General features: G+C 71.1%; 16 protein-coding genes and 1 pseudogene. 10 read left to right on the forward strand and 7 right to left on the reverse strand.

The window, feature by feature from the left end:
• The first annotated feature begins 3 nt into the window (after positions 1-3).
• The 3 genes and pseudogenes from ACFQUZ_RS12140 (at position 4) to ACFQUZ_RS12150 (ending at position 4902) form a co-directional block, all read left to right on the forward strand.
• Positions 4-249, forward strand: a complete 246-nt coding sequence (locus ACFQUZ_RS12140) for a MoaD/ThiS family protein (protein WP_377441301.1) — start codon at positions 4-6, stop codon at positions 247-249.
• A 2-nt stretch (positions 250-251) separates the two neighbouring features.
• The gene (locus ACFQUZ_RS12145; protein ID WP_377441303.1) at positions 252-1622 is read left to right on the forward strand and encodes a metallophosphoesterase; all 1371 of its coding nucleotides are present in this window, start codon (positions 252-254) and stop codon (positions 1620-1622) included.
• 86 nt (positions 1623-1708) lie between these two features.
• A pseudogene (locus ACFQUZ_RS12150) lies at positions 1709-4902 on the forward strand (UvrD-helicase domain-containing protein).
• Between the two features lie 509 nt (positions 4903-5411).
• Here ACFQUZ_RS12150 and ACFQUZ_RS12155 read toward each other — a convergent pair.
• A complete protein-coding gene (locus ACFQUZ_RS12155; RefSeq protein ID WP_377441305.1) occupies positions 5412-5609 on the reverse strand; it encodes a hypothetical protein in 198 nt (65 codons plus the stop codon).
• Between ACFQUZ_RS12155 and ACFQUZ_RS12160 the strand changes: the two genes are divergently transcribed.
• Together ACFQUZ_RS12160 and ACFQUZ_RS12165 are read left to right on the forward strand one after the other, a co-directional pair.
• On the forward strand, positions 5608-6042 hold the full coding sequence (locus tag ACFQUZ_RS12160; RefSeq protein ID WP_377441307.1) for a hypothetical protein: 435 nt from the start codon (positions 5608-5610) through the stop codon (positions 6040-6042). The genes ACFQUZ_RS12155 and ACFQUZ_RS12160 overlap by 2 nt on opposite strands.
• A gap of 121 nt (positions 6043-6163) precedes the next feature.
• Complete coding sequence (locus ACFQUZ_RS12165; RefSeq protein WP_377441309.1) at positions 6164-7471, forward strand: ATP-binding protein; 1308 nt, start codon at positions 6164-6166, stop codon at positions 7469-7471.
• A 36-nt stretch (positions 7472-7507) separates the two neighbouring features.
• Here ACFQUZ_RS12165 and ACFQUZ_RS12170 read toward each other — a convergent pair whose 3' ends face one another.
• Entirely contained in the window at positions 7508-8047 is a 540-nt protein-coding gene (locus ACFQUZ_RS12170; protein WP_377441311.1) for a GNAT family N-acetyltransferase, read from the reverse strand.
• Positions 8048-8149: 102 nt separating this feature from the next.
• Here ACFQUZ_RS12170 and ACFQUZ_RS12175 point away from each other — a divergent pair, with 102 nt between their 5' ends.
• On the forward strand, positions 8150-8716 hold the full coding sequence (locus tag ACFQUZ_RS12175; RefSeq protein WP_377441313.1) for a DoxX family protein: 567 nt from the start codon (positions 8150-8152) through the stop codon (positions 8714-8716).
• 230 nt (positions 8717-8946) lie between these two features.
• Positions 8947-10410, forward strand: coding sequence for a glycosyltransferase 87 family protein (locus tag ACFQUZ_RS12180; protein WP_377441315.1), 1464 nt, complete (start codon positions 8947-8949; stop codon positions 10408-10410).
• A gap of 91 nt (positions 10411-10501) precedes the next feature.
• On the opposite strand, the gene ACFQUZ_RS12185 is transcribed toward ACFQUZ_RS12180, so the two are convergent.
• From ACFQUZ_RS12185 to moaC, 4 genes are all read right to left on the reverse strand, one after another.
• Positions 10502-10927, reverse strand: coding sequence for a molybdenum cofactor biosynthesis protein MoaE (locus ACFQUZ_RS12185; protein WP_377441317.1), 426 nt, complete (start codon positions 10925-10927; stop codon positions 10502-10504).
• A complete protein-coding gene (locus ACFQUZ_RS12190) occupies positions 10924-12156 on the reverse strand; it encodes a molybdopterin molybdotransferase MoeA (RefSeq protein ID WP_377441600.1) in 1233 nt (410 codons plus the stop codon). Before ACFQUZ_RS12190 ends, ACFQUZ_RS12185 begins: the two co-directional genes overlap by 4 nt.
• A 115-nt stretch (positions 12157-12271) precedes the next feature.
• Positions 12272-12745 (reverse strand): molybdenum cofactor biosynthesis protein B, encoded by a 474-nt coding sequence (locus ACFQUZ_RS12195; protein ID WP_377441319.1) that lies wholly within the window; start codon positions 12743-12745, stop codon positions 12272-12274.
• Entirely contained in the window at positions 12742-13236 is a 495-nt protein-coding gene (gene moaC / locus ACFQUZ_RS12200; protein WP_377441321.1) for a cyclic pyranopterin monophosphate synthase MoaC, read from the reverse strand. Before moaC ends, ACFQUZ_RS12195 begins: the two co-directional genes overlap by 4 nt.
• A 451-nt stretch (positions 13237-13687) precedes the next feature.
• Between moaC and ACFQUZ_RS12205 the strand changes: the two genes are divergently transcribed.
• The 3 genes from ACFQUZ_RS12205 to ACFQUZ_RS12215 all read left to right on the forward strand — a co-directional run bounded on the left by ACFQUZ_RS12205 (position 13688) and on the right by ACFQUZ_RS12215 (position 17550).
• Entirely contained in the window at positions 13688-16213 is a 2526-nt protein-coding gene (locus tag ACFQUZ_RS12205; protein ID WP_377441323.1) for a putative bifunctional diguanylate cyclase/phosphodiesterase, read from the forward strand.
• A 98-nt stretch (positions 16214-16311) separates the two neighbouring features.
• Positions 16312-16701 carry a zf-TFIIB domain-containing protein gene (locus tag ACFQUZ_RS12210; protein ID WP_377441325.1) on the forward strand — a complete coding sequence of 130 codons (390 nt, stop codon included), beginning with the start codon at positions 16312-16314 and terminating at the stop codon, positions 16699-16701.
• Positions 16702-16842: 141 nt separating this feature from the next.
• Complete coding sequence (locus tag ACFQUZ_RS12215) at positions 16843-17550, forward strand: maleylpyruvate isomerase N-terminal domain-containing protein (protein ID WP_377441327.1); 708 nt, start codon at positions 16843-16845, stop codon at positions 17548-17550.
• Positions 17551-17553: 3 nt separating this feature from the next.
• Here ACFQUZ_RS12215 and dnaB read toward each other — a convergent pair whose 3' ends face one another.
• On the reverse strand, positions 17554-21312 hold the full coding sequence (gene dnaB, locus ACFQUZ_RS12220; RefSeq protein WP_377441329.1) for a replicative DNA helicase: 3759 nt from the start codon (positions 21310-21312) through the stop codon (positions 17554-17556).
• Between the last annotated feature and the right edge of the window lie 11 nt (positions 21313-21323).

A 21323-nucleotide genomic window follows, 5' to 3' on the forward strand; every position in this document is an offset into this window, starting at 1 on the left:
CCCGTGCCGATCACCATCCGGTACTTCGCCGGTGCCCGCGCGGCGGCGGGGGTCAGTGAGGAGACCGTGCCCTCGGGCCGATCCCTCGCCGACCTGACCACCGACCTCGCGGACCGGCGCGGGGCCCGGCTGGCCGCAGTCCTGGCCGCCGCCAGCTTCCTGGTCGACGGGCTGGCCTGGCATGACCGGCGGGCTCCGCTGCCGTCCGGCGCCACGGTCGACGTGTTACCCCCGTTCGCCGGCGGCTGAGGGTGGCGGCGGTGCTGTTCCTGGCGATCGTCCTGCTGGTCCCCACCCTGGTCCACCTGTACCTGTGGAAGCGGTTGGTCCGGGACACCACCCGGCCGGGTCGCTGGCGGCGCGCCGGCGGGGTGCTGATGGTCACCCTGGCCCTGCTGATCCCAGCCACCCTGGCGGGCACCCGAGCCGGGCTCTACTGGCTGGCGTGGCCTGGCTACCTCTGGCTGGCCGTGATGTTCTACCTGCTCGTCCTGCTGGTCGTCGCCGAGTTGCCGATGCTGGTGATCAGGCGTCTCGTCCGGCGTCGAGCAGCCGGCGTACCGGCGCGGGAGCCGGTGCAGGCGGACCGGCCGACGGAGGCGGGCGACCCGGTGGCGGTGCTGGCCGGGCCGGGCGCGGAGCGGGCGGCCGGCACGAATGCCTCGGCCGGCCCCGCGCCGGCCGTCGGGCCGGGGTCCGGCGGCCGGGTGCCGCCGGACGGCGCCACGGGTTCGCCGAGCAGCACCACGGTCCCGCCGGCCGAGCCGGGACACGATCCGGGTCGCCGGCTGCTGCTGGCCCGCAGCCTGGCCATCGTCGCCGGGCTCACCGCGACCGGCGTCACCGGGTACGGGGTGGCCGTGGCCAAGGGCCCACCGCGACTCAACCGGGTCCAGATCCCGTTGGCCAAGCTGCCCCGCCGGATGGACGGGATGAGGATCGCGCTGGTCTCCGACATCCACCTCGGCCCGCTCTCGGGTCGTCCGCACGCCGAACGGGTGGTCGCCGCGATCAACCGGGTGGACGCCGATCTGGTGGCGGTGGTCGGTGACCTGGTGGACGGCTCGGTCGCCGAACTCGGGCCGGCCGCCGCCCCGCTGCGCGACCTGCGGTCCCGGTACGGCAGCTTCTTCGTGACCGGCAACCACGAGTACTACTCCGGCGTGGCGGAGTGGGTGGCCGAGGTCGATCGGCTCGGTCTGCGGGTGTTGCAGAACCGCCGCCGCGAGATCGTCACCCCGGGTGGGGTGTTGGACCTGGCCGGCGTCAACGACGTGTCGGCGGAGGAGTTCGGGGGCACCGGGGTCGAGGCGGGACCGGACTATGACGCCGCGCTCGGCGGACGGGACCCGGACCGTCCCGTGGTGCTGCTCGCTCACCAGCCCGTCGCCGTGCACGAGGCGGCCCGGCGCGGGGTGGACCTGCAACTGTCCGGGCACACCCACGGTGGACAGATCGTGCCGTTCAACCTCCTGGTCGGGCTGGAGCAGCCGGTGGTTTCCGGGCACGCCACAATCGACGGTACGCAGGTGGTGGTGACCAACGGCGCCGGATTCTGGGGGCCGCCGGTGCGGGTCGGCGCGCCGCCGCAGGTCACCCTTGTCGAGTTGCGCAGCGCATAGCGCTCCACCTCACCCGGCAGCGTGGCGCCGGGCAGTCCCGGATCGGCGCGTGACAGGATGCGGCGTGCTTCCGATCCCGGCCGCCGATGTCAGCGGCTCCCCCGTGGGCACCCCGTTCGTCGCCGACCTGCACATCCATTCCAGATACTCGCGGGCGTGCAGCCGCGACCTGACCGTGCCGACGCTCGCCTGGTGGGCTCGGCGCAAGGGCGTCACCCTGCTCGGTACGGGTGACTTCACCCACCCGGCGTGGCTGGCGCACCTGCGGGAGACGCTGGTGCCGGCCGAACCGGGGCTGTACCGGCTCGACGCGGACACCGAGCGGGACGTCGTCCGCCGGTTGCCGCCGCGGCTGGCCTCGACCGCCGAGGGCACGCCGGTACGGTTCGCGCTGAGCGTCGAGATCTCCACCATCTACAAGCGGGCCGACCGCACCCGCAAGGTGCACCACCTCGTCTATCTTCCCGATCTCGACGCCGTGGAGCGGTTCAACACGGCGCTCGGGCGGATCGGCAACCTCGCCTCGGACGGGCGGCCGATCCTCGGCCTGGATTCCCGTGACCTGCTGGAGATCACCCTCACCGCCAGCCCGGACGGCTACCTGGTGCCCGCGCACATCTGGACGCCGTGGTTCTCGGCGCTCGGCTCGAAGTCGGGGTTCGACGCGATCGCCGACTGCTATGCCGACCTGGCCGAGCACATCTTCGCCGTGGAGACCGGGTTGTCGTCGGACCCGGCGATGAACTGGCGGGTGTCCACCCTGGACCGCTACCGGCTGGTCTCCAACTCGGACGCGCATTCACCGGCCGCCCTGGCCCGCGAGGCAACCGTCTTCGACACCGCGCTGGACTACTTCGCGGTCCGCGACGCGTTGCGGACCGGCACCGGGCCGCATTCGACGATCGAGTTCTTTCCCGAGGAGGGGAAGTACCACGCTGACGGACACCGGGCCTGCGGAATCAACTGGTCGCCCGAGCAGACCAGGGAGGCCGGCGGGCGCTGCCCGGAGTGCGGCAAGCCGCTGACGGTCGGCGTGCTCAGCCGGGTCGAGGAGCTGGCCGACCGGCCCGCCGGGCAGCGGCCGGCCGGCACGCCGGCGGTCACCCATCTGGTGTCGCTCGCCGAGATCCTCGGCGAGATCGAATCGGTCGGGGCCAAGTCGAAGCGGGTGACCGGGCAGCTCACCACGCTGACCGCCGCGCTCGGCCCGGAGCTGGAGATCCTCACTCGGACGCCGCTGGCGGACATCCGGTCCGCCGGGGGCGAACTGCTGGCCGAGGCGATCGGCCGGCTGCGCCGCGGCCAGGTGCGGCGAGTTCCCGGGTACGACGGCGAGTACGGCGTGATCACCCTGTTCGAACCGGGTGAGCTGACCGGCCGGCGGGGGGCGCAGCCGGAGGCCCTGTTCGACATGCCGGCTCCGGCGCCCCGGCGAGCGCCGGACCGGTCGCGGCCCGGCACGGTGGTCGGCGCGTCCGGTCCCACCGCCCGCCGACGGTCCCGGCCGGTCCCGGTGTCCGAACCACCGCCGCCGATCGCTCCGCCGCCGTCGCCGCACGAGCCGTTCGAGCCGGTGCTGGCCGGAATGGAGGAGGTGGGGACCGGCCTGCTGGACCGGCTGGACGCGATGCAGCGGGTCGCCGCGTCCGCTCCCGGCGGGCCGATGCTGATCGTGGCCGGTCCGGGCACCGGCAAGACCCGGACGCTCACCCATCGCATCGCGTACCTCTGCGCGGAGTTGAACGTTTTCCCGGAGCACTGCCTGGCCATCACGTTCACCCGGCGCGCCGCCGAGGAGCTGCGGTCCCGGTTGGACGACCTGCTCGGCCCGGTGGCCGAGGACGTCACGGTCGCCACGTTCCATTCGCTGGGTTTGCTGATCCTGCGGGAAAACGCCGCCGCGGTCGGTCTGCCGGCGGACTTCCGGATCGCCGACGACGCCGACCGGGTGGAGATCCGGGCCGAGGCTGGCGATGACGACGCGGCGTACGTCAAGCTGCTCCGGGCCCGTGATCTGGTCGACCTGGACGAGCTGGTGGAGCTGCCGGTGCGGCTGCTGCGCGACGAGCCCGCGCTGGTCGCGCAGTACCGCCGGCGCTGGTCATGGATCTTCGTGGACGAGTACCAGGACGTCGACGCCGACCAGTACGAGCTGCTCCGGCTGCTCAGCCCCGGCGACGGGAACCTCTGCGCGATCGGTGACCCCGACCAGGCGATCTACTCGTTCCGGGGCGCCGACGTGGGGTACTTTCTGCGCTTCTCGCGGGACTTCACGGACGCGCGGTTGGTCCGGTTGACCCGCAACTACCGGTCCTCCGCGCCGATCCTGGCCGCCGCGGTGCAGGCCATCGCGCCCACCTCGCTGGTCCGGGGGCGGCGCCTCGACCCGGCGCGGTTGGATCCGGAGGCGCCGCTGGTCGGCCGCTATCCGGCCGCGTCGGTGGCGGACGAGGCGGACTTCGTGGTGCGGACCGTGGACGATCTGGTCGGTGGGCTGTCCCACCGGTCCTTCGACGCCGGGCGGGCGGACAGCCGGGCGGAGACCCGACCCGGATTGTCGTTCTCCGACATCGCGGTGCTCTACCGCACCGACGCGCAGGCCGCCGCGGTGGTCGACGCGCTCGTCCGGGCCGGCGTGCCGGTTCAGAAGCGGTCCCACAACCGGCTGCGCGACCGGGCCGGGGTGGCGGTCCTGGCCCGCGAGTTGCGGCACGCGGACGGGCTTGCCGGACCCTTGGCGGCCCGGCTCCGGCTCGCCGGTCAGGTGCTCGCCGACCGGTACGCGGCCCCGACACTGGACGCCGCCGGCGGGGTCGGCCCCGAGGAGATCTGGTCCGCTGTGGACCTGCTCACGCCGCTCGCCCAGCGGTGCGGCGACGACCTGCCGGCGTTCCTGACCAGGCTGGCCACCGGGGAGGAGGTGGACGCGCTCGACCCGCGGGCGGAGGCGGTCACCCTGCTCACCCTGCACGCGGCCAAGGGACTGGAGTTCCCGGTGGTGTTCCTCGTGGGCTGCGAGGACGGGTTGCTGCCGCTGCGGTTGCCCGGTCGGCCACCGGGCGACGAGGACCTGGCCGAGGAGCGGCGACTGTTCTTCGTGGGGATGACCCGCGCCCAGGACCGGCTCTACCTCAGTCACGTGGCTCGCCGGGTGCGCGGTGGGCAGGACCGGGACTGTGCGCCGACACCGTTCTTCGACGCGATCGACCCAGGGCTGTTCGAGCGGCTCGGTGACGCGCGCCCCCGCCGCCCGAAGGATCGCCAGCTCCGTCTCCTCTGACTCACCCACTCCCCGCACACTCCCGGGTCAGACCGACGAGGGACAGCAGGAGCCCGAGATCTACGAGGAAAGTGGAGTGGCAGACCAGCTTCCGGGTGATGAGCTGATCATTGGTCCACGCTACGGTGGCCTGGGCATCCCCCGCCCATAGATTTCTCCCCGGATCGGAGACAACTCGTGTCGAACTACGGACGGTCGGGTGACCCGCACCCCGATCCGTGGCCGAGCCGGCAACAGCACCCGGCCGGCGACCGGCCGGCGGCCGACCCGCCGCCCGGCTACGGTCCGCCGCCGAGTTACGGTCCGCCCGTCAGTGATCAGCCGCCGGGCTACGGCCCGTCCCGGGGGTACGGGGAGCCGGGTCCCGGCTACGGTCCGCGCCCAGACGGTCCGCCGTCGACCCACGGTTACGGTTCTGGACCGGGATACGGCCCCGGACCGGGATACGGCCCCGGACCGGGATACGGCCCCGGCTCGACCTACGGCCCCGGACCGGAATACGGCCAGGGTCAGTCGGCCGATCCTCGGTACGGCGACCCCGCCGCGGGGTACGGCCAGTCCGGTGCCGGCGGATACGGCCGACCGCCGGAGTACCGCCAGCCCTCGGAATACGGCGCCGCCGACCAGTCGTACCCGCCGGGACCGCCACCGGGCACCTGGTCGTCGGCCGGCGCCCCACCGCCGCCGCCGAAGAGCCGAACGCCCATGATCATCCTGCTTGCCGTCCTGGCGCTGTTGGTGGTTGGTGGCGGCGCCACGACGGTGTTCCTGCTCGGCCGGGGCAGCGGCACGCCGTCGACAGCGTCGGCACCGACGCCGACCGAGTCGGTGCCGGCGAGCGAAGCCGCCCCCTCCGAGGACGTGGCTGCCACCCCTACGCCCGAGTCCTCGACGGACGCCCGGTTCGTCAAGGAGGGCCAGTGTGTCAAGAACGAGAGCGGCAGCGGCGACAAGCCGAAGCTCGCCATCACCAGTTGCACGCCGAAGACGTACGAGGTGCTCAAGCGCGTCGACGGGGCCACCAACGGCAAGAACGACGCGGTGGCGAAGTGCTCCGGGGTGGCGGGCTACACCGACTGGTACTTCTTCAACAGTGAGCTGGATGTGCTGGACTTCGTGCTCTGCCTCAAACTGCGCTAACCAAAACTAGCGTCGTCTAGCCCATTTTTTAGATAGCTGTAGTTTTCCATCGACCACGACACGCTGGCGTCCTATAGCGGCATCTAGCGGTCCGGCTAGAACGCCCGATACTGTGCGAGGCGTGGATCCGGTCCGCAACCCGTACGCTCCGGGCGCCGGCCAGCGCCCGCCCGAACTCGCCGGGCGCGGTCGCGAGCTGGACGTCTTCGACGTGGTCCTGGAGCGGGTGGCCCGTGGGCGGCCAGAGCGCAGCCTGATGTTGACCGGCCTCCGCGGCGTCGGCAAGACGGTGCTGCTCAACACGCTGCGCTCGCAGGCCATCGGCCGGATCTGGGGCACCGGCAAGATTGAGGCTCGGCCGGACCAGTCGTTGCGCCGCCCGGTTGCCGCCGCCCTGCACATGGCCGTTCGGGAGCTGGCCCCGCGGCACCGGGCACCCGCCCGGATCGACGAGTTCCTCGGCGTGCTGAAGGCGTTCGCGTTGCGCGCCGATCCGGTCGGCCGAGGTCGCGGTGCGACCGCACCCCGGCTACGCGACCGGTGGCAGCCCGGCATCGACGTGCCGGCGGCCACCGGGCGGGCCGACTCCGGCGACATCGAGATCGACCTGGTCGAGTTGCTCACCGACGCGGCCAGCGTGGCCACCGACGTCGGCACCGGCATCGCCGTGTTCATCGACGAGATGCAAGACCTGGGGGCCGAGGACGTCTCCGGACTGTGTGCCGCCTGTCACGAGCTGTCCCAGCTCGGCGCGCCGCTGATCGTCGTGGGAGCCGGTCTGCCGCACCTGCCCGCCGTACTGTCGGCCGCCAAGTCCTACTCGGAACGACTGTTCCGCTACCAGCGCATCGACCGGCTCGACCGGATCGCGGCCGACCAGGCGCTCTGCGCACCGGCCGCCCGGGAGGAGGTCGAGTACGAGCCCAAGGCGCTCGACCTGCTCTACGAGAAGTCGGGCGGCTACCCCTACTTCGTCCAGGCGTACGGCAAGGCGACGTGGGACCACGCCCCGCGTACCCCGATCACCGCCGCCGACGTCCGGGTGGCCGCGCCAGAGGCGGAGGCCGAGTTGGCGGTGGGTTTCTTCGGCTCCCGCTTCGAGCGGGCCACCCCGGCGGAGCGGGAGTACATGCGGGCGATGGCCGCGCTGTCCTCCGCGACCGACTCGACCGGAGCCACCGGAGCCACTGGAGCGACCGGAACCACCGGAGCCGCCGGCGCGCCGAACGGTGGTGACCACCTCCGGGACGACATGGACATCGCGGTGCCGACCGCGGAGATCGCCCGCTCGCTGGGTCGCAAGCCAGCGAGCCTGTCCCCGGCCCGGGACGCGCTCATCAAGAAGGGTCTGATCTATTCGGGTGAACGCGGCACGGTCGCGTTCACGGTGCCGCACTTCGGCCGCTACCTCCGAACGCAGCCGGCGTGACGGCGTCGCATCCGAGGACAGCCGGCTCAGCTGTGGTCAGACCAGGGACCACGGCGCCGGGAAGCTGACTTCACCGGGCGGGGGCGCCGGCGCGTCACCGGTGTCGGTCGGCAGCACGAGCGCCTGCCACGGACTTCCCAGCCCCGACCACGGGCTGGTCAACCCGAGCCGAACCGCCGGCTGGAAACCGAACCGACGGTAGTAGGCCGGGCTGCCGAGCACCACCACCAGGCTCTCACCCAACTCGGTGGCGGCGTCCAGAACGGCCTCCACCACGTCGGTGCCGTACCCCAGACCCTGCCGGTCCGGTCGCACGGCGACCGGACCGAGCGCCAGTGCCGGCGTCCCGGACGGTTCGACGGTGACCCGGGACAGCAGGGCGTACCCCACGATCTCCCCGGCGGCCTCGGCCACCATGGACAGCTCGGGAAGCCACGCAGTGCTGCCCCGCAGGGCCTCCACCAGCCGTACCTCGGCGGGCGTGGCGGCGTCGGGCCGGCCGAAGGCGTCGCCGAGCACGCGCCGGATCCCGGCACCGTCCGCCGGCTGCTCGGACCGCAGTCGTACCGTCGTCACGGATCGCGACGCTACTCGTCCCACCGCAGGTCAGACCAGTGAAACAGCGGTACGGCGACGGTTGTGGGGGTAAACCGGACCGCGGCGGGGTATGACTGACCCATGAAACCCGTACGCGCCGTCGCCCGCGCGATGTTGAGCGGCATCTTCGTGATCAACGGAGCCCGCGCCGTCGCGAACCCGGAACCGTACGTCTCGCGCGCCAAGCCGGTGACCGACCGGGTGGCGCCCGTGCTGGAGCGGACCAACCCCCGACTGCCCACCGACACCGCATCCCTGGTACGCGTCAACGGTGCCGTTCAGTTGGCCGCCGGCCTGCTGCTGGCGACCGGGCACCTGACCCGCCCGGCCGCCGCGATGCTCGCCGGCACGCTGGTGCCGACGACGCTGGCCGGCCATGCGTACTGGACGGTCGACGATCCCACCCAGCGGATGAATCACAAGATCCATTTTATGAAGAACCTCAGCGTGCTCGGCGGGCTGCTGCTCGCGGCCGCCGACACCGAAGGGCGGCCCAGCCTGCGGTGGCGTGCGGGGCACGCCGTCGGCGGCGGGCAGCGCAAGGTCCGCAGCGGGCAGCGCAAGGTCCGCCGGGCGGTCCGAACCGCCCGGCGCGACGCGCGGATCGCGGTATGGTCGGCATCGGCGGCGCGCCGCATGCCGGGCTGAGCCCTGTTCGTCCGGTTGAACCGCGCCGATAGGATGCCCACGCTCCGGTGTCCAAGGAGGCCGAATTCGACGGGATTCGGTGCCCTGCGGCAACGTGGCGGAAATGTCGCGAACTAGTGTGGGACCGGACACGGTCGGATAACGCAGGGGGCACGACAGTGGGGGGCGGTTCTAGGCTGCGGTCTGGATCTGGCTGGGACAGACGACATCGGTTCGGGGGTGACCACGCCATGCCGGCGACCGTCGCGCGACGAACCGACGGCGAAACCCCCCGCCAGCGGCTCGCTCGCCGCCCCGACCGCGGTGCCGTCGGCCGGCTCGTCGTCGTCGCGGTCGTCTGCGTCCTCGCCTGGTGGGCCGTGCGCACGTTCGGCCGGCCGTACAACTTCTTCGACATGAAGATCTACTACGGCGCCGTCGCGTGGTGGGCGAACGGCAACGACCTGTACGCGTTCATCGCGCCACGGACCACCCTCGGGTTCACCTATCCGCCGTTCGCCGGCCTGGTGATGCTGCCGATGGCGGTGCTCCCGCTGGGCGGGGCCGCCTGGATCAACATGGTGGGAAGTCTGCTGGCCCTCACCGTCATCCTGACGGCACTACTGCGGCCGCTCGCCGACCGGATGGGCTGGTCCCTCCCGTTCACCGTGGCGCTCGCGGTGCCGCTGGCCGCCGCGCTGGAACCGGCCCGGGAGACGCTCGGGTACGGGCAGGTGAACCTGCTGCTGTTCGCACTCATCTTCGCGGACCTGATCGCCCTGCGCTGGCGGGCCGGGCGGCACCCGCGAGCCGCCGCTCAGCGTGCCGGCGGTGCGCGGTCGGTCGGTGGCCCGTTGCGGAGGTTCTTCTTCAGCGGGGCCTGGGCAGGCGTCGGAATCGGCCTGGCCACCGCCATCAAGCTCACCCCGGCGCTGTTCATCGTCCACCTGCTGATCACCCGGCAGTGGCGGGCCGCGGCGACCGCTGTCGGCACGGCGCTCGGCGTGACGATCGGCACCTTCGCGGTCGCCGGCGCCGAATCCACCGCCTACTTCACGTCGGTGCTGTGGGACACCGGTCGGGTCGGCGCGGCCGACATGACGCCCAACCAGTCGTTGGCCGGCGTCCTCGCCCGGCTCTACGACTCGGTGGAGACGCCGGGCCTGCTCTACCTGGCGTTCGCGGTGCTGCTGCTCGCGGTCGGCCTGTCGCGGGCCGCCGGTGCGCACGCCGACGGCGACGAGTTGACCGCCTTCACCCTGGTAGGCCTCACCGCGAACGTGATCAGCCCGATCTCCTGGAGCCACCACCTGGTGTTCGTGATCCCGGCGGTGATCGTGCTGGCCGACGCGGCCATCCGCCGCCGCGCCGCCAGCCGTGGGCTGCGTCGACCGGCGAACGCGCCAGCCGGGCTGAGTGCGGTCGGCGGACTCCGGTCACCGATCTGGTATCCGGCGCTCACCGGGTTCCGGCACGCGGCCGCCGCCGTCGCCCTCTATCTGTTGTTCCTGGTCTCCCCGATCTGGCCGTACGAGCACCAGCTCCCCGCGGAGTCCCACTATCAGGACGGGCTGTTCGGCGCGCTGATGGAGAACTCCCTGGCCATCGGGCTGATTGTGCTGGTGGCGGCGCTGCCCTGGCGGCCCGGCGCGGAGCCGGTCTTCTACGCCGAGCAGCACCGGGTCAGCCGGCCGGTCCCGCTCATCCGGTCCTGACGGGTCGACAGCACCGGCCTGGGGCAGCCCTGGTCACTGTCACTGGCGGCGGGGCGACCGCCACGGGGGGCAGGCACCGAGTCCGCGAGCGTCAGGGGCAGTTGACCCACTCGTCGGTGCCGTCGGCGAAATGCTGGTGCTTCCAGATCGGCAACCGCGCCTTGGCCTCGTCCACCAGTCGGGCGCAGGCGGCGAAGCCGGCGGCCCGGTGCGCGGTGCTGACGGCGGCGACCAACGCCACCTCGCCGACCTCCAGCGGCCCGACCCGGTGCGACACGGCCACCGAGATCACCGCCGGGTCGGTCGCGATCTCGGCAGCGACCTCGGCCAGTACCCTGTCGGCGCTGGGGTGACCCTCGTAGGCGAGCCGGGTGACGCGCCGGCCGTGATCGTGGTCGCGTACCACGCCCTGGAAGGTCACGACCGCGCCGGCCCGCGGATCGCCCACCGCGGTCTCATGCGCGGCCAGGTCGAGTTCCTCCCCGGACACCGAGGTGTACGCCACTCGTCCGGTCATCGGATCGTCTCCTGTCGGGCCGGTAGCGGAACCAGCGGAACCCGCGCACCCGCCGCGCCCTCCGTGTGCGGGGCGATGACCGCGAACCCGTCGGCCAACGCGAGGCCGCGCAGCATCGCCGATCCGACATGTCGCACCGGGTATGCCGTGTGCCGCGCCGGATCGACCCGGGCCAACGCCAGATGTGTGTGCCCGCCTCGGCCGGGCACCGCGGCGCCGAGCGTTGTCACCGGAAGTTCACCCAGCTCACGTCCTCGCAGACCGGCCAGCAGGGGAGCGACCAGGGTGACCAGTGCGATGATGGCGGACTGTGGATTACCCGGCAGGCCGGCGATGAACGTCGTCCGGCCGTCCGCACCGGTCACCCGCGCCAGCAGCATGGGGAAGCCGGGGCGGACGGCCACCGTGTTCACCACGTATTCGGCGCCCAGCGCACGCAGGGCCGGGTGCAGATGGTCCACCGGGCCTTGCATGGTGCCACCTGTGGTGCACACCAGATCGACGCCGGCAATGGCCCGACGAAGCGCCGTGACGTGCGCCGGCAGGGTGTCCTCGACGGGGCCGGCGACGTCGGCCGGGTCGACCTGACAGCCGTACCGGCGGAGCAGGGCCGGGACGGACGGGCCGAGAGCGTCGCGGACCCGCCCGGCGCCCGGCGGGCCGGTGGTCAACAACTCGTCGCCGAACACGAGTACCGCGGACCGGGGCGCGGGACGGACCGGCAGCAGGTCATGTCCGCAGGAAGCGGCCAGCCCGATCAGCGCGGGATCGACAGGTGAGCCGGCGGGCAGCAGTTCCTCGCCGGCCCGCGCCTCCTCGCCGGGCGCCCGCCACTCCGGCGCGTCGCGCAGCCGGCCACCCACCCGCCCGTCGGCCGTCGGGGACGATTCCTCGACCCGCAGTACGCCGTCCGCGCCGGGCGGCACCATCGCGCCGGTGGCGATCTCGACCGCCGTCCCGTCCTCGGTCAGCGGGGGCGGCGTGGCGCCGGCGAGGACCCGGCCGACGATCCGCCAGTCCCCGGCGCCCCGGACCGCCCAACCGTCCACGCTGGAGGTGGGGAATGCCGGAAGATCGGTGAGGGTACGCAGCGGCCGGGCCAGGGTCAGCCCGTCCGCCTCGGCCAGGGGCACCTCGACGGGCGCCAACGGCGCGGCGGCGCCGGCGGCGTACGCCAGGGCCCGCGCCTCGACCCAGTCGATCGGCTCGCTGACGGGCCGGTCGGCCACGAGGTCGGCAGCGCCGGCTACGAGGTCGGCGGCATCGCGGTCGGCAGCATCGCGGGCAGTGGTCACTCGCTGAGCCTATGCACCCGAGCCATGGCGCGGTCAGGGGCCTGTCCCGCTACCGGTGGTCGCCGCCGCGCAGTTGGTCGACCGCGTGCGCCAGGATCGGGCCGAGCACCGCCAACCCGTCCCGCGCACCGCCTGTGGAACCGGGCAGGTTGACCACCAGCATCCGGCCGACCACGCCGGCGAGCCCGCGGGACAGCGCGGCGGTGGGCACCGTACTCCGGCTGTGCGCCCGGATCGCCTCGGCGATGCCGGGCACCTCGTAGTCGAGCAACCCTCTGGTGACCTCGGGTGTCCGGTCCGTCGGAGTTATCCCGGTGCCGCCGCTGGTTAGCACCACGTCGACGCCATCGGCGAGCGCTGCGCGCAGCGCCTGACCGACCGGGTCCCCGTCCGGGACCACCACCGGGTCGGCCACCTCGCAGCCCAACTCCCGCAGACCGGTGACCAGCAGGGGACCACTGGTGTCCCGGTACACGCCGGCCGCCGCCCGGTTGGACGCCACCACCACCCGAGCCCGGATCACGGCCGGTCCACCGGTCGCCGCCAGTCACCGGTCTTGCCACCCTCCTTGCGCAGTACCCGCACCGCCTCGACGGAGGCGGCCGGGTCGACCGCCTTTACCATGTCGATCAGGGCCAGACCGGCGACGGCCACCGCGGTGAGCGCCTCCATCTCGACGCCGGTGCGGTCGGCGGTCCGGACGGTGGCCACGATCTCGACGGTGTGCCCTACCGGGTCGAGGTCGACGGTCACCCCGTGCAAGGCGATCGGATGGCACAGCGGGATCAGGTCGGGCGTGCGCTTGGCGCCCATGATGCCGGCCAACCGGCCCACCGCGAGGGCGTCGCCCTTCGGCAGCCCGTCCCGCCGGAGCAGCTCGACCACCTCGGTCGTGGTGACCAGGCGGCCGGCCGCCACCGCGCGGCGGGCGCCGACTTCCTTGGCCGACACGTCCACCATGTGGGCGGCGCCGGCCGCATCGATATGGGTGAGGTCGGACGGGGTATCTGTCACGTGTCGACCCTATCGATCGGTGGCCCGGTTGAGCCGATTGGCGCAACCATCCGGCCGCTCCGCCGACCATAATGACCGGAGGCCCCACCGTGCCGCTCGATGCCTTTCCACCGCGAAAGTCCCTCCGGTAAGCGACCCCAATGGCCCATCGCTCCTGAATCGGCAATCAAATAGACGGAACGTTTTCCTCCATACGCATTCCGTAACCAAATGCCGGCCAATCATCGGATGATGCGCAATACGACATCTAACGGGTGCAATCGGGCGGCATCTTGCTTAACGTGAGTTGCATCAGGACCGAGAGCCCCGAAAGCGGGGCGAATGGTCCGGCTCGGACAGCGATGTGAGGAGGGGTCATGCAGGCCAAGCGCGGCAGCCACTGGGGCTGAGAGGTACCGCCGTCCCGTAACGGCGCGTAGGCTGCCCCCTACGTAATCTCCATTGGAGAGGTATGCGGCGGCAGCGGCGACGCTTTCATGAGACCGATCGGCGACTCCTGTTGCCTGTCGGTCTCGTCGTCGTTCTCGCCGTCGTGGTGCTGGCGACGGCCATCGGCGCGGTGGTCGCCGATCCCCCCACCACCCGCGACATACAGATCGGGATCATCCTGGTCCTGCTGTTCGCCCTCGGCACCACGATCGCGATCCGGGTCCGCATCCGCTCGACCATACAGATGATCCAATGGATCGAAGCGGCCATTGTCATCGGGCTCGTGGTCGCCCCTGGCCAGACCGTGGCCCTCAGCGTGTGTGTCGGTATCGCTACCGGAAATCTGATCCGTCGCCGTGCGCCGATCAAGGCAACCTTCAACGTGGCCAAGGACACGGTGCTGGTGGGTGCCGCCTGGGCGCTATTGCACCTTATCGGCTGGAACTGGCAGGTGGACCTCGGGGTGGCGCACGCCCTCGCGGTCGTCCTGGCCACCTATTGCCTCATGGTCGTCCTCGACGATCTGCTGTTCCTTCCGGTCCTGGCAATCGACACCGGCACGCCACTCGTCCGGCTGCTCCGTGCCGACCTGGGCCTGCGACTCATCAGCGCCGCCGCCCGACTGCTGCTGATCGTCGCGACGCTGTTGATCCTTCGGCTCGATCCCCGCCTGTTGCTGGCCGTCCCACCCCTGGTGGTGAGCGTGCACCTGGCGTACGCGGGGCGGATCCGCTCGGGTGAGGAACGGCAGGCGTGGCAACGGCTGGCCCGCACTACCGACGCGCTCAACGTGATCGATCTGGAAACGGTGCTCGTCACGGCGGTGGGCGAGGCGGCCGAGTTGTTCTCGGCCGACGAGGTCGAGGTGGAGTTGACCGACTCCGGCCGGTTGCTACGCGGCAACAGCAAGGGCATCAGCTACGACGGCCCCAGCGCCGAGGCACCCGGAACGGCCAAGGTCGTCATCCCGGCCGCCCTGGTCGGCCACGACAACCACGAGCCACTCGGCGCCGTGCGGCTGCGGTTCAACGGACCGATCAAACTCTCCGAACGCGAGCAGTACACGCTGCGGACGTTCGCCTCGGCGTTGTGTACGGCCATCCGCAACGCCACGGCGTACGCCGAACTCGCCCGGGCGGCGGAACAGCACGCCCACGCCGCCAGCCACGACGCGTTGACCGGGTTGCCCAACCGGCGGCAACTCATGGACACCGGGGAGGCACAACTTCGCGAGCAGTACACCACCGGGGTAACCGCGCTCCTGCTGATCGACCTCAACCACTTCAAGGAGATCAACGACACCCTCGGCCACGCCGCCGGGGACCGGGTGCTGCGCCAGGTCTCGGATCGGCTGCGTACCGCCGTACGCGACGACGACGTGGTGGCCCGGCTCGGTGGAGACGAGTTCGCGGTCCTGTTCCGTGGCCTTCCCGCCCCGGCGGTGGCCGCGCACCGGGCCGAGTCGCTGTTCACCTCGCTGCACGAACCGCTCGACCTGGACGGCATGCGGATCCGGGTGGAAGCCAGCGGCGGCATCGCCGCCGCACCCGCCTCCGGGGGCATGGCGGAGTTGCTCCGGCGGGCCGACGTCGCGATGTACCAGGCCAAGCGAAGCGGCCGGCGACTGATGACGTACCTGCCCGCGCAGGACACCGCGGATCTGGGCCGCCTGGTGCTCGGCGGCGATCTGCCCCGAGCCGTGGCCGACGACGAGTTCACCGTCACCTTCCAGCCGATCGTCGACCTCAACAGCGGCGAGGTCGTCGCGGCGGAGGCCTTGGCCCGTTGGCAGCACCCGGTGCACGGCATGATGGACCCGCTGCGGTTCATCGACACTGTCGAACGCTCCGGCTTGCTGCCGGCATTCGCCGAGGCGGTGCTCGATCAGTCCCTGGTCGCCGCGAGAAGTTGGCGGGATGCCGGCTTCGATCTCCCCGTGGCGGTGAATGTGTCGCCGCGCAGCCTCCTCGACGCCCGGTTCCCCAGCTCGGTCCTGGCCCGGTTGCGGGCCCACGACCTGCCGCCCGAAGGGCTGATCCTGGAACTCACCGAGAGCCTGGCACTCAGCCAGTTGGAGATCGTCGACCAGGTGCTCAACCAGTTGCGCCGGGAGGGTGTACGGCTCGCTCTGGACGACTTCGGCACCGGCTACTCCTCGCTGTCGGTGCTTTCCCGGATCCCGGTGCACGAACTGAAGATCGATCGGGATTTCGTCATGGCCATGGAAACCTCGGCCGAAGCGGCCGCGGTGATCCGCTCCACCGTCGAGTTGGGTCGCAGCCTGGATCTCATGGTGGTCGCCGAGGGAGTGGAGAGCGAGCCGCAACGACAGACGCTGTGGGAGATGGGCTGCGCGGCCGGGCAGGGACACCTGTTCGCCCGGCCGATGGCGGCGAACCGCCTGCTCTCCGCGCTGCGACAAGGCGCCGGGGGACGACCGGGCACGCTCGCTTCGCCGCTGCACGATGCCGGTTCCGTGATCCGGTTGTCACCCGGGCGCCGCGCCGGCGGTCGACGCTCCGACCGTCTTCCACACCTGCCGGCGTGACAACCGACGGCTGCCCGGGTCGCCGTGCGGCCGGCGGATCGTGGCGCCGGTGACCGCGCCGACCGTCATCGGGTGACCTCACCCGGTACCGTCGAAGCATGCAAACGCTGACCTGCCCCAAATGTCGTGGCGACATGCGCCAGTACGAACGTAGCGGCGTCACCGTCGACCAGTGCGGTGAGTGCCGAGGCATCTTCCTGGACCGTGGCGAACTGGAGAAGCTCTTCGAGGCCGAGTCGAACTGGAATCGTCAGCACGGCGCCGCCCAGCAGCCCGGCGCTCCGGCCGGCGCCCCCGGTTACCCGCCGCCGCCACCCCCGCCGCCGGCCCACCCGCAGCCGGGTTATGGCGCCCCGAGCCACGCACCACCGCCACCGCCGCAGCACGGCTACCCGCAGCAGCCGGCGTACGGCCACTCGCAGTACGGCTACCACGGGCACTACCGGCGCAAGAAGCACAAGGGATTCCTCGGCGAACTGTTCGACTAGCCGGCCGAATCGCCCCCGCCCCGCCTTGTTGATCAAGAGGTTTGCGTCGTGGGACGGCCTGTCGGATGACGCAAACCTCTTGATCAACGGGGCGGGGGCGTTGGGCCTGCCGACCCGGCCAAACCGTGTCAGGCTGTGTCGATGGCCCCGACAGCCACCGCCACCGACCTGGCCGCCGCGTACGCCGGCATCACCGACGTGGTCGTCGGACGCGACGACAGCGACCTGCAGCGGCCGACCCGGTGCCACGGCTGGGTGGTCGCCGATCTGCTGTTCCATGTGCTCTGTGATGCTCAGCGAGCACTCGTCACGCTGGCCAGCCCGGCCCGCGGACCGGCTGACGTGGACGCGGTGAGTTATTGGCGGGCGTTCCCGCCCATCGCCGCCGACGGCACCGACTCCACCGGCAACGATCGGGCCGTTGACGCCGCTCGCCACGCCTGGTGGGCCCGGCGGTCGGCGGCCGCCTTCGACCGGCCCAGCGGAATCGTCCGGTTGTGGACCGAGACCGCTCCGGCGGCGGTACGAGCCGCCGGCCGCGCCGATCCGGCCGCGCTGGTGTCGACGCAGGGTCACGTTCTCCGTGTCGCGGATTTCCTCGCCACACTCGTCACCGAGGCCGTAGTGCACCACCTTGACCTCGTGGTGGACCTGCCGGACGCGCCACCACCGGCGGCCACCGCGACGGCAGTGGCGGTGGCCACGATGGACGGTCTGCTCGGTGCTCCGGCGCCAACTGGATGGACGGCCACCGACCATCTGCTCAAGGCCACCGGCCGGCTTGGGCTGACGATGGTCGACCGGGCCGCGCTCGGTGCGACCGCGGGCCGCTTTCCGCTGCTGGGATGAGGCTCAGACGATGGCCATGTCGACGAAGCGCGACAGGTGGAGCTGGGCGGCGACGGTCACGGTGTCTGTCGGTCCGTTCCGGTGTTTCGCGACGATGAAGTCCGCCTCACCGGCTCGTGGTGACTCCTTGTCGTAGTAGTCGTCCCGGTGCAGGAGGATGACGACGTCCGCGTCCTGCTCGATCGAGTTGTGCACGACGATGCCGTTGGCGATGAAGTTGTGGGTGCCGAGGACGGTCGCGTCGTACACCGGCTGCACACCGATGGATTGGACGCTTACCACCTCGTCCCAGAACACGTCGTTCGTGGCGTGCATCTCCAGGCCGGCGTCGCCCAGCACCTCGGCGACCCTGGACAGCCCCGACCTGCTCGGGGAGCGCTTCGACAGGCTGCTACCGCGGGCCTTGGTGCCCCTTGCCCCGGCGAACTCCCGATGTGTCGGTCCCTGCTCGGCGAGGGCGGTGCGCACCCGGGTCCACACATCGTCGGAAATCGTGTCGCGGTTGGCGTAGCGCTTCTGATCCACCAGGCCCGCCAGGCATTCCTGGGTCATTGCCGACCGCTCACCGTGAACGCCGATCTCCCGGAGAAACCGGAGCTGATCGTCACCACCCGAGATCACCAGGCGGTAGTCGTCGCGGTGTCCCCTCTTGCTGACGGCCTTGACGGACGTCTGGATCCCGAACCGCAGGCACAGCAGGGCCAGCTGGTCGATCATTCTCCGACTGGTCGACGCGTAGTAGATCCGCGCCTGCTCACCCTCGACGTCCCACCGGACAGAGCCGCCACTGCCCCACAGGTGGCGAAGGAAGGTCGCAACCTGGCGCTTGGGAAGCGAGAACACCTCGTCGGGAATGGACTTCTCGCGACCACACAGACCTGCCAGCCTGATCACCTCGGGTTCCGGCCGCTCCACCGTGACCAGCGGGGCAGGCACGTGCCGAGGACAGGCGATCCGCGCCCCGGGCGCCAGCTCTCCGAGCGGTCGCCAGCCGTCGATGGTGAGGAACGGGTGGTTGGCGGTTGCCTCCACCGTGCGGCCCGACGCGAGCCGCAGCGTGAACGCCTCCTTCATGCCACTCGGAAAGGCGTGTGTCATCGGTTTCGCCGTGTATCGAAGCTTCTCGTCCGCCGACCACACCGGGATGTTCGTCGCGCCGCTGGACAGCAACTCGCCGATGGTCGTCTCCGTCCCGGAGTCCGCCCGCAGGATCCGGGTTCCGGCCGTCAGGCAACCACTCTCCCGCAGGTCGGACAACTGGGGTCGCTTGTCGGTGCGCTGCTCTGGGCCACGGTTCAGCTGGCTGACCGCGATGACGGGGCACTCGACCTCCTTCGCCAGGAGCTTGAGACCCCGGGACAGCTCGGCGACCTCCTGCTGCCGACTCTCTGTGCGCTTCGGCGAACTCATCAGCTGGAGATAGTCGACCACGATCATCTTCAGGTCGTGCCGCTGCTTGAGCCGGCGGGCCTTCGCCCGGATCTCCATGAGGTTCATGTTCGGCGTGTCGTCGACGAACAGCGGCGCCTCGCTGATCTCCCCCATGCACCGGGCGAGCTTGGTCCAGTCGTCGTCGGAGAGCTGCCCGCTGCGCAACACGTGCAGCGGCACCCGGGCCTCGGCCGAGAGCAACCGCATGACGATCTCCACCTTGCTCATTTCCAGTGAGAAGATGGCCGCCGCCTGGTTAGCCCTGATGGCGGAGTTCCGGGCAAAATCCATCGATGCCGTTGAGTTGTGCGTGGGGATCATCGATCGTCCGGCCAGATACAGGTGATCGGCGTTGTCCACCGTCACGCAGCGCACCGGCACACTCGCTATCGGGCGCGCATCCACGATGTACCGGCTTCCGGCACCGGTGTCGTCCACCCCACGACGCCGGTTGGCGTGCGCCTCACGCTTCCTCGGCAACCGGAACACGTCGTCGGTCGTGGTGAAGTTCAGGTTGTAGGCGACGGACGATTCCGCGGTACGTCCCTTGACCCGCTTCCGGGTGACCGAGCACCGGTAGCCGAGGCTCACGATCAACTCGTGGACGTCATCAGCGAGCCGCCGCGAGGTAGTGGTGAACTGAGGGCTGCCCGTGTTGGTGACGGTGCCGTCGGTGTCAAGCAGCCCGGCCAACAGCGCTCGCCGCTGCCGTTCTGACGCCCGTAGGTAATCGTGCGGGATGTGCTTGTTTCCGAGCAGCATGTTCGCCCGCAACGCACCCACAAGTGACGTGTTCGACGCGTGATGACACCGGCGGGTCGCCGCCCGTCCGATGTGGCTGGCGGTCACCCGCCCACAGTCGGGACATCCCGTGGGCGGGGGTTTGGGCAGACCACGAGACCGGCCCCCGCAGGATGAACCACAGCTGTGTGCGGCCAACGACTGCGGCTCGAACGACTTTCCACACCTGACGCAGCCACGAGACCTGAGGGGAGGAAGCGCCGGTGGCCGGATTGAGTAAACCATCGGACCGCTGTGCTGCACGCGGTAGCCGTCCGCCCCGATCCCATGAACGATCTCCGGGTCAACGGTGGTGAAACGCGCCGCGCCGGTATGCCCGTCACCGAGCCACACCCCGAGTGTGTACGGCGCGATTGGTAGCTCACGCTCAGGTAGTTGGATGGGAGCGGAGTTCCCGACAGCGTGGTTCAACCGGTCACCATCCGCCCGCAGGGTGCTCGCGATCTGTTCGGTTGTCACCACGTCCCCGTACGTCACCAGGCGGTCGGGCTTGGCAGTAACCTTGGCGCGAAAAGTGGCTACGGCCTCACGTGCGTCCGCATCCCATTGGTAGGCGGGCGGCCGTTGGCTGCGCTGCCGACGGCTCGCCCTGGTGGTCGTCTTCCACAGGTGCTCAGCGTCGGCGACGATCACTGATCCGTCGGAAAATTCGATCTCGTAGCAAGGACGACCGTGCATCACCTCGAAGGCGTGGGTGACGGTAGTCGGTCGCCCGTCCCCGCCCAGCAACCGGTCACCGGCCTTGACCTCGCCCATGGTGGTCCAGCCGTCCGGGGTGGGCAACGGCGTGTCGAGGGCGAGTGCCTTGCCAAGTCCAGGCCGACCGGCCACGATGATCAACTGGCCAGGGTGCAGGCCGTTGAGCAGGCGGTCGAGGTCGGTGAAGCCGGTCGGCACACCGGTCATCACGCCACCCTGGGCACCCACCGCCTCGATCTCGTCGAGGGTGGGTTGCAGCATGTCGGCGAGCACCGCGAAGTCCTCGCTGACCCGCTTCTCGGTGACGTCGTAGACGGCCTGTTGGGCCAGGTCGACGATGTCGTCGACGTCCCGCCCACCACCCGCGGCCGAGCCGTAGCCGAGCTGCACGATGCGGGTGCCCGCCTCGACCAACCGGCGGAGCACGGCACGCTCGGCGACGATGCGGGCGTAGTAGGCGGCGTTGGCCGCGGTGGGGACGCTGGCGATCAGGGTGTGCAGATACGGAGCGCCGCCGATGCGGACCAGTTCCCCGGCGTCGGCCAGGGTGGCGGCCACGGTGATGATGTCGGCCGGCTCGCCCCGGCCGTAGAGGTCGAGGATCGTATCGAAGATGGTGGCGTGCACCGGGCGGTAGAAGTCACCGGTCTTGAGGATCTCCACGACGTCGGCGATCGCGTCCTTGGACAACAGCATGCCGCCGAGCACGCACTGCTCCGCCGCGATGTCCTGGGGCGGCGTCTTGTCGAACTGGCCGCCGCTCTGCCCGGACGAGGGCGGTGGCGGAGCGATCGGGTGGATCTCCGCCCGCGCGCCGTCGGTGACCGACACGGCTCCCCCCT

The organism is Plantactinospora sp. GCM10030261 (assembly GCF_042666615.1).
Classification (GTDB): Bacteria; Actinomycetota; Actinomycetes; order Mycobacteriales; family Micromonosporaceae; genus KBS50.

Coding starts and splice junctions, on each gene's coding strand:
- ACFQUZ_RS12215 (WP_377441327.1), top strand. CDS start 16,843: ATGGCCCCGACAGCCACCGCCACCGACCTGGCCGCCGCGTACGCCGGC.
- ACFQUZ_RS12185 (WP_377441317.1), bottom strand. CDS start 10,927: ATGACCGGACGAGTGGCGTACACCTCGGTGTCCGGGGAGGAACTCGAC.
- ACFQUZ_RS12210 (WP_377441325.1), top strand. CDS start 16,312: ATGCAAACGCTGACCTGCCCCAAATGTCGTGGCGACATGCGCCAGTAC.
- ACFQUZ_RS12160 (WP_377441307.1), top strand. CDS start 5,608: ATGATCATCCTGCTTGCCGTCCTGGCGCTGTTGGTGGTTGGTGGCGGC.
- ACFQUZ_RS12205 (WP_377441323.1), top strand. CDS start 13,688: ATGCGGCGGCAGCGGCGACGCTTTCATGAGACCGATCGGCGACTCCTG.
- ACFQUZ_RS12175 (WP_377441313.1), top strand. CDS start 8,150: ATGAAACCCGTACGCGCCGTCGCCCGCGCGATGTTGAGCGGCATCTTC.
- ACFQUZ_RS12155 (WP_377441305.1), bottom strand. CDS start 5,609: ATGGGCGTTCGGCTCTTCGGCGGCGGCGGTGGGGCGCCGGCCGACGAC.
- ACFQUZ_RS12180 (WP_377441315.1), top strand. CDS start 8,947: ATGCCGGCGACCGTCGCGCGACGAACCGACGGCGAAACCCCCCGCCAG.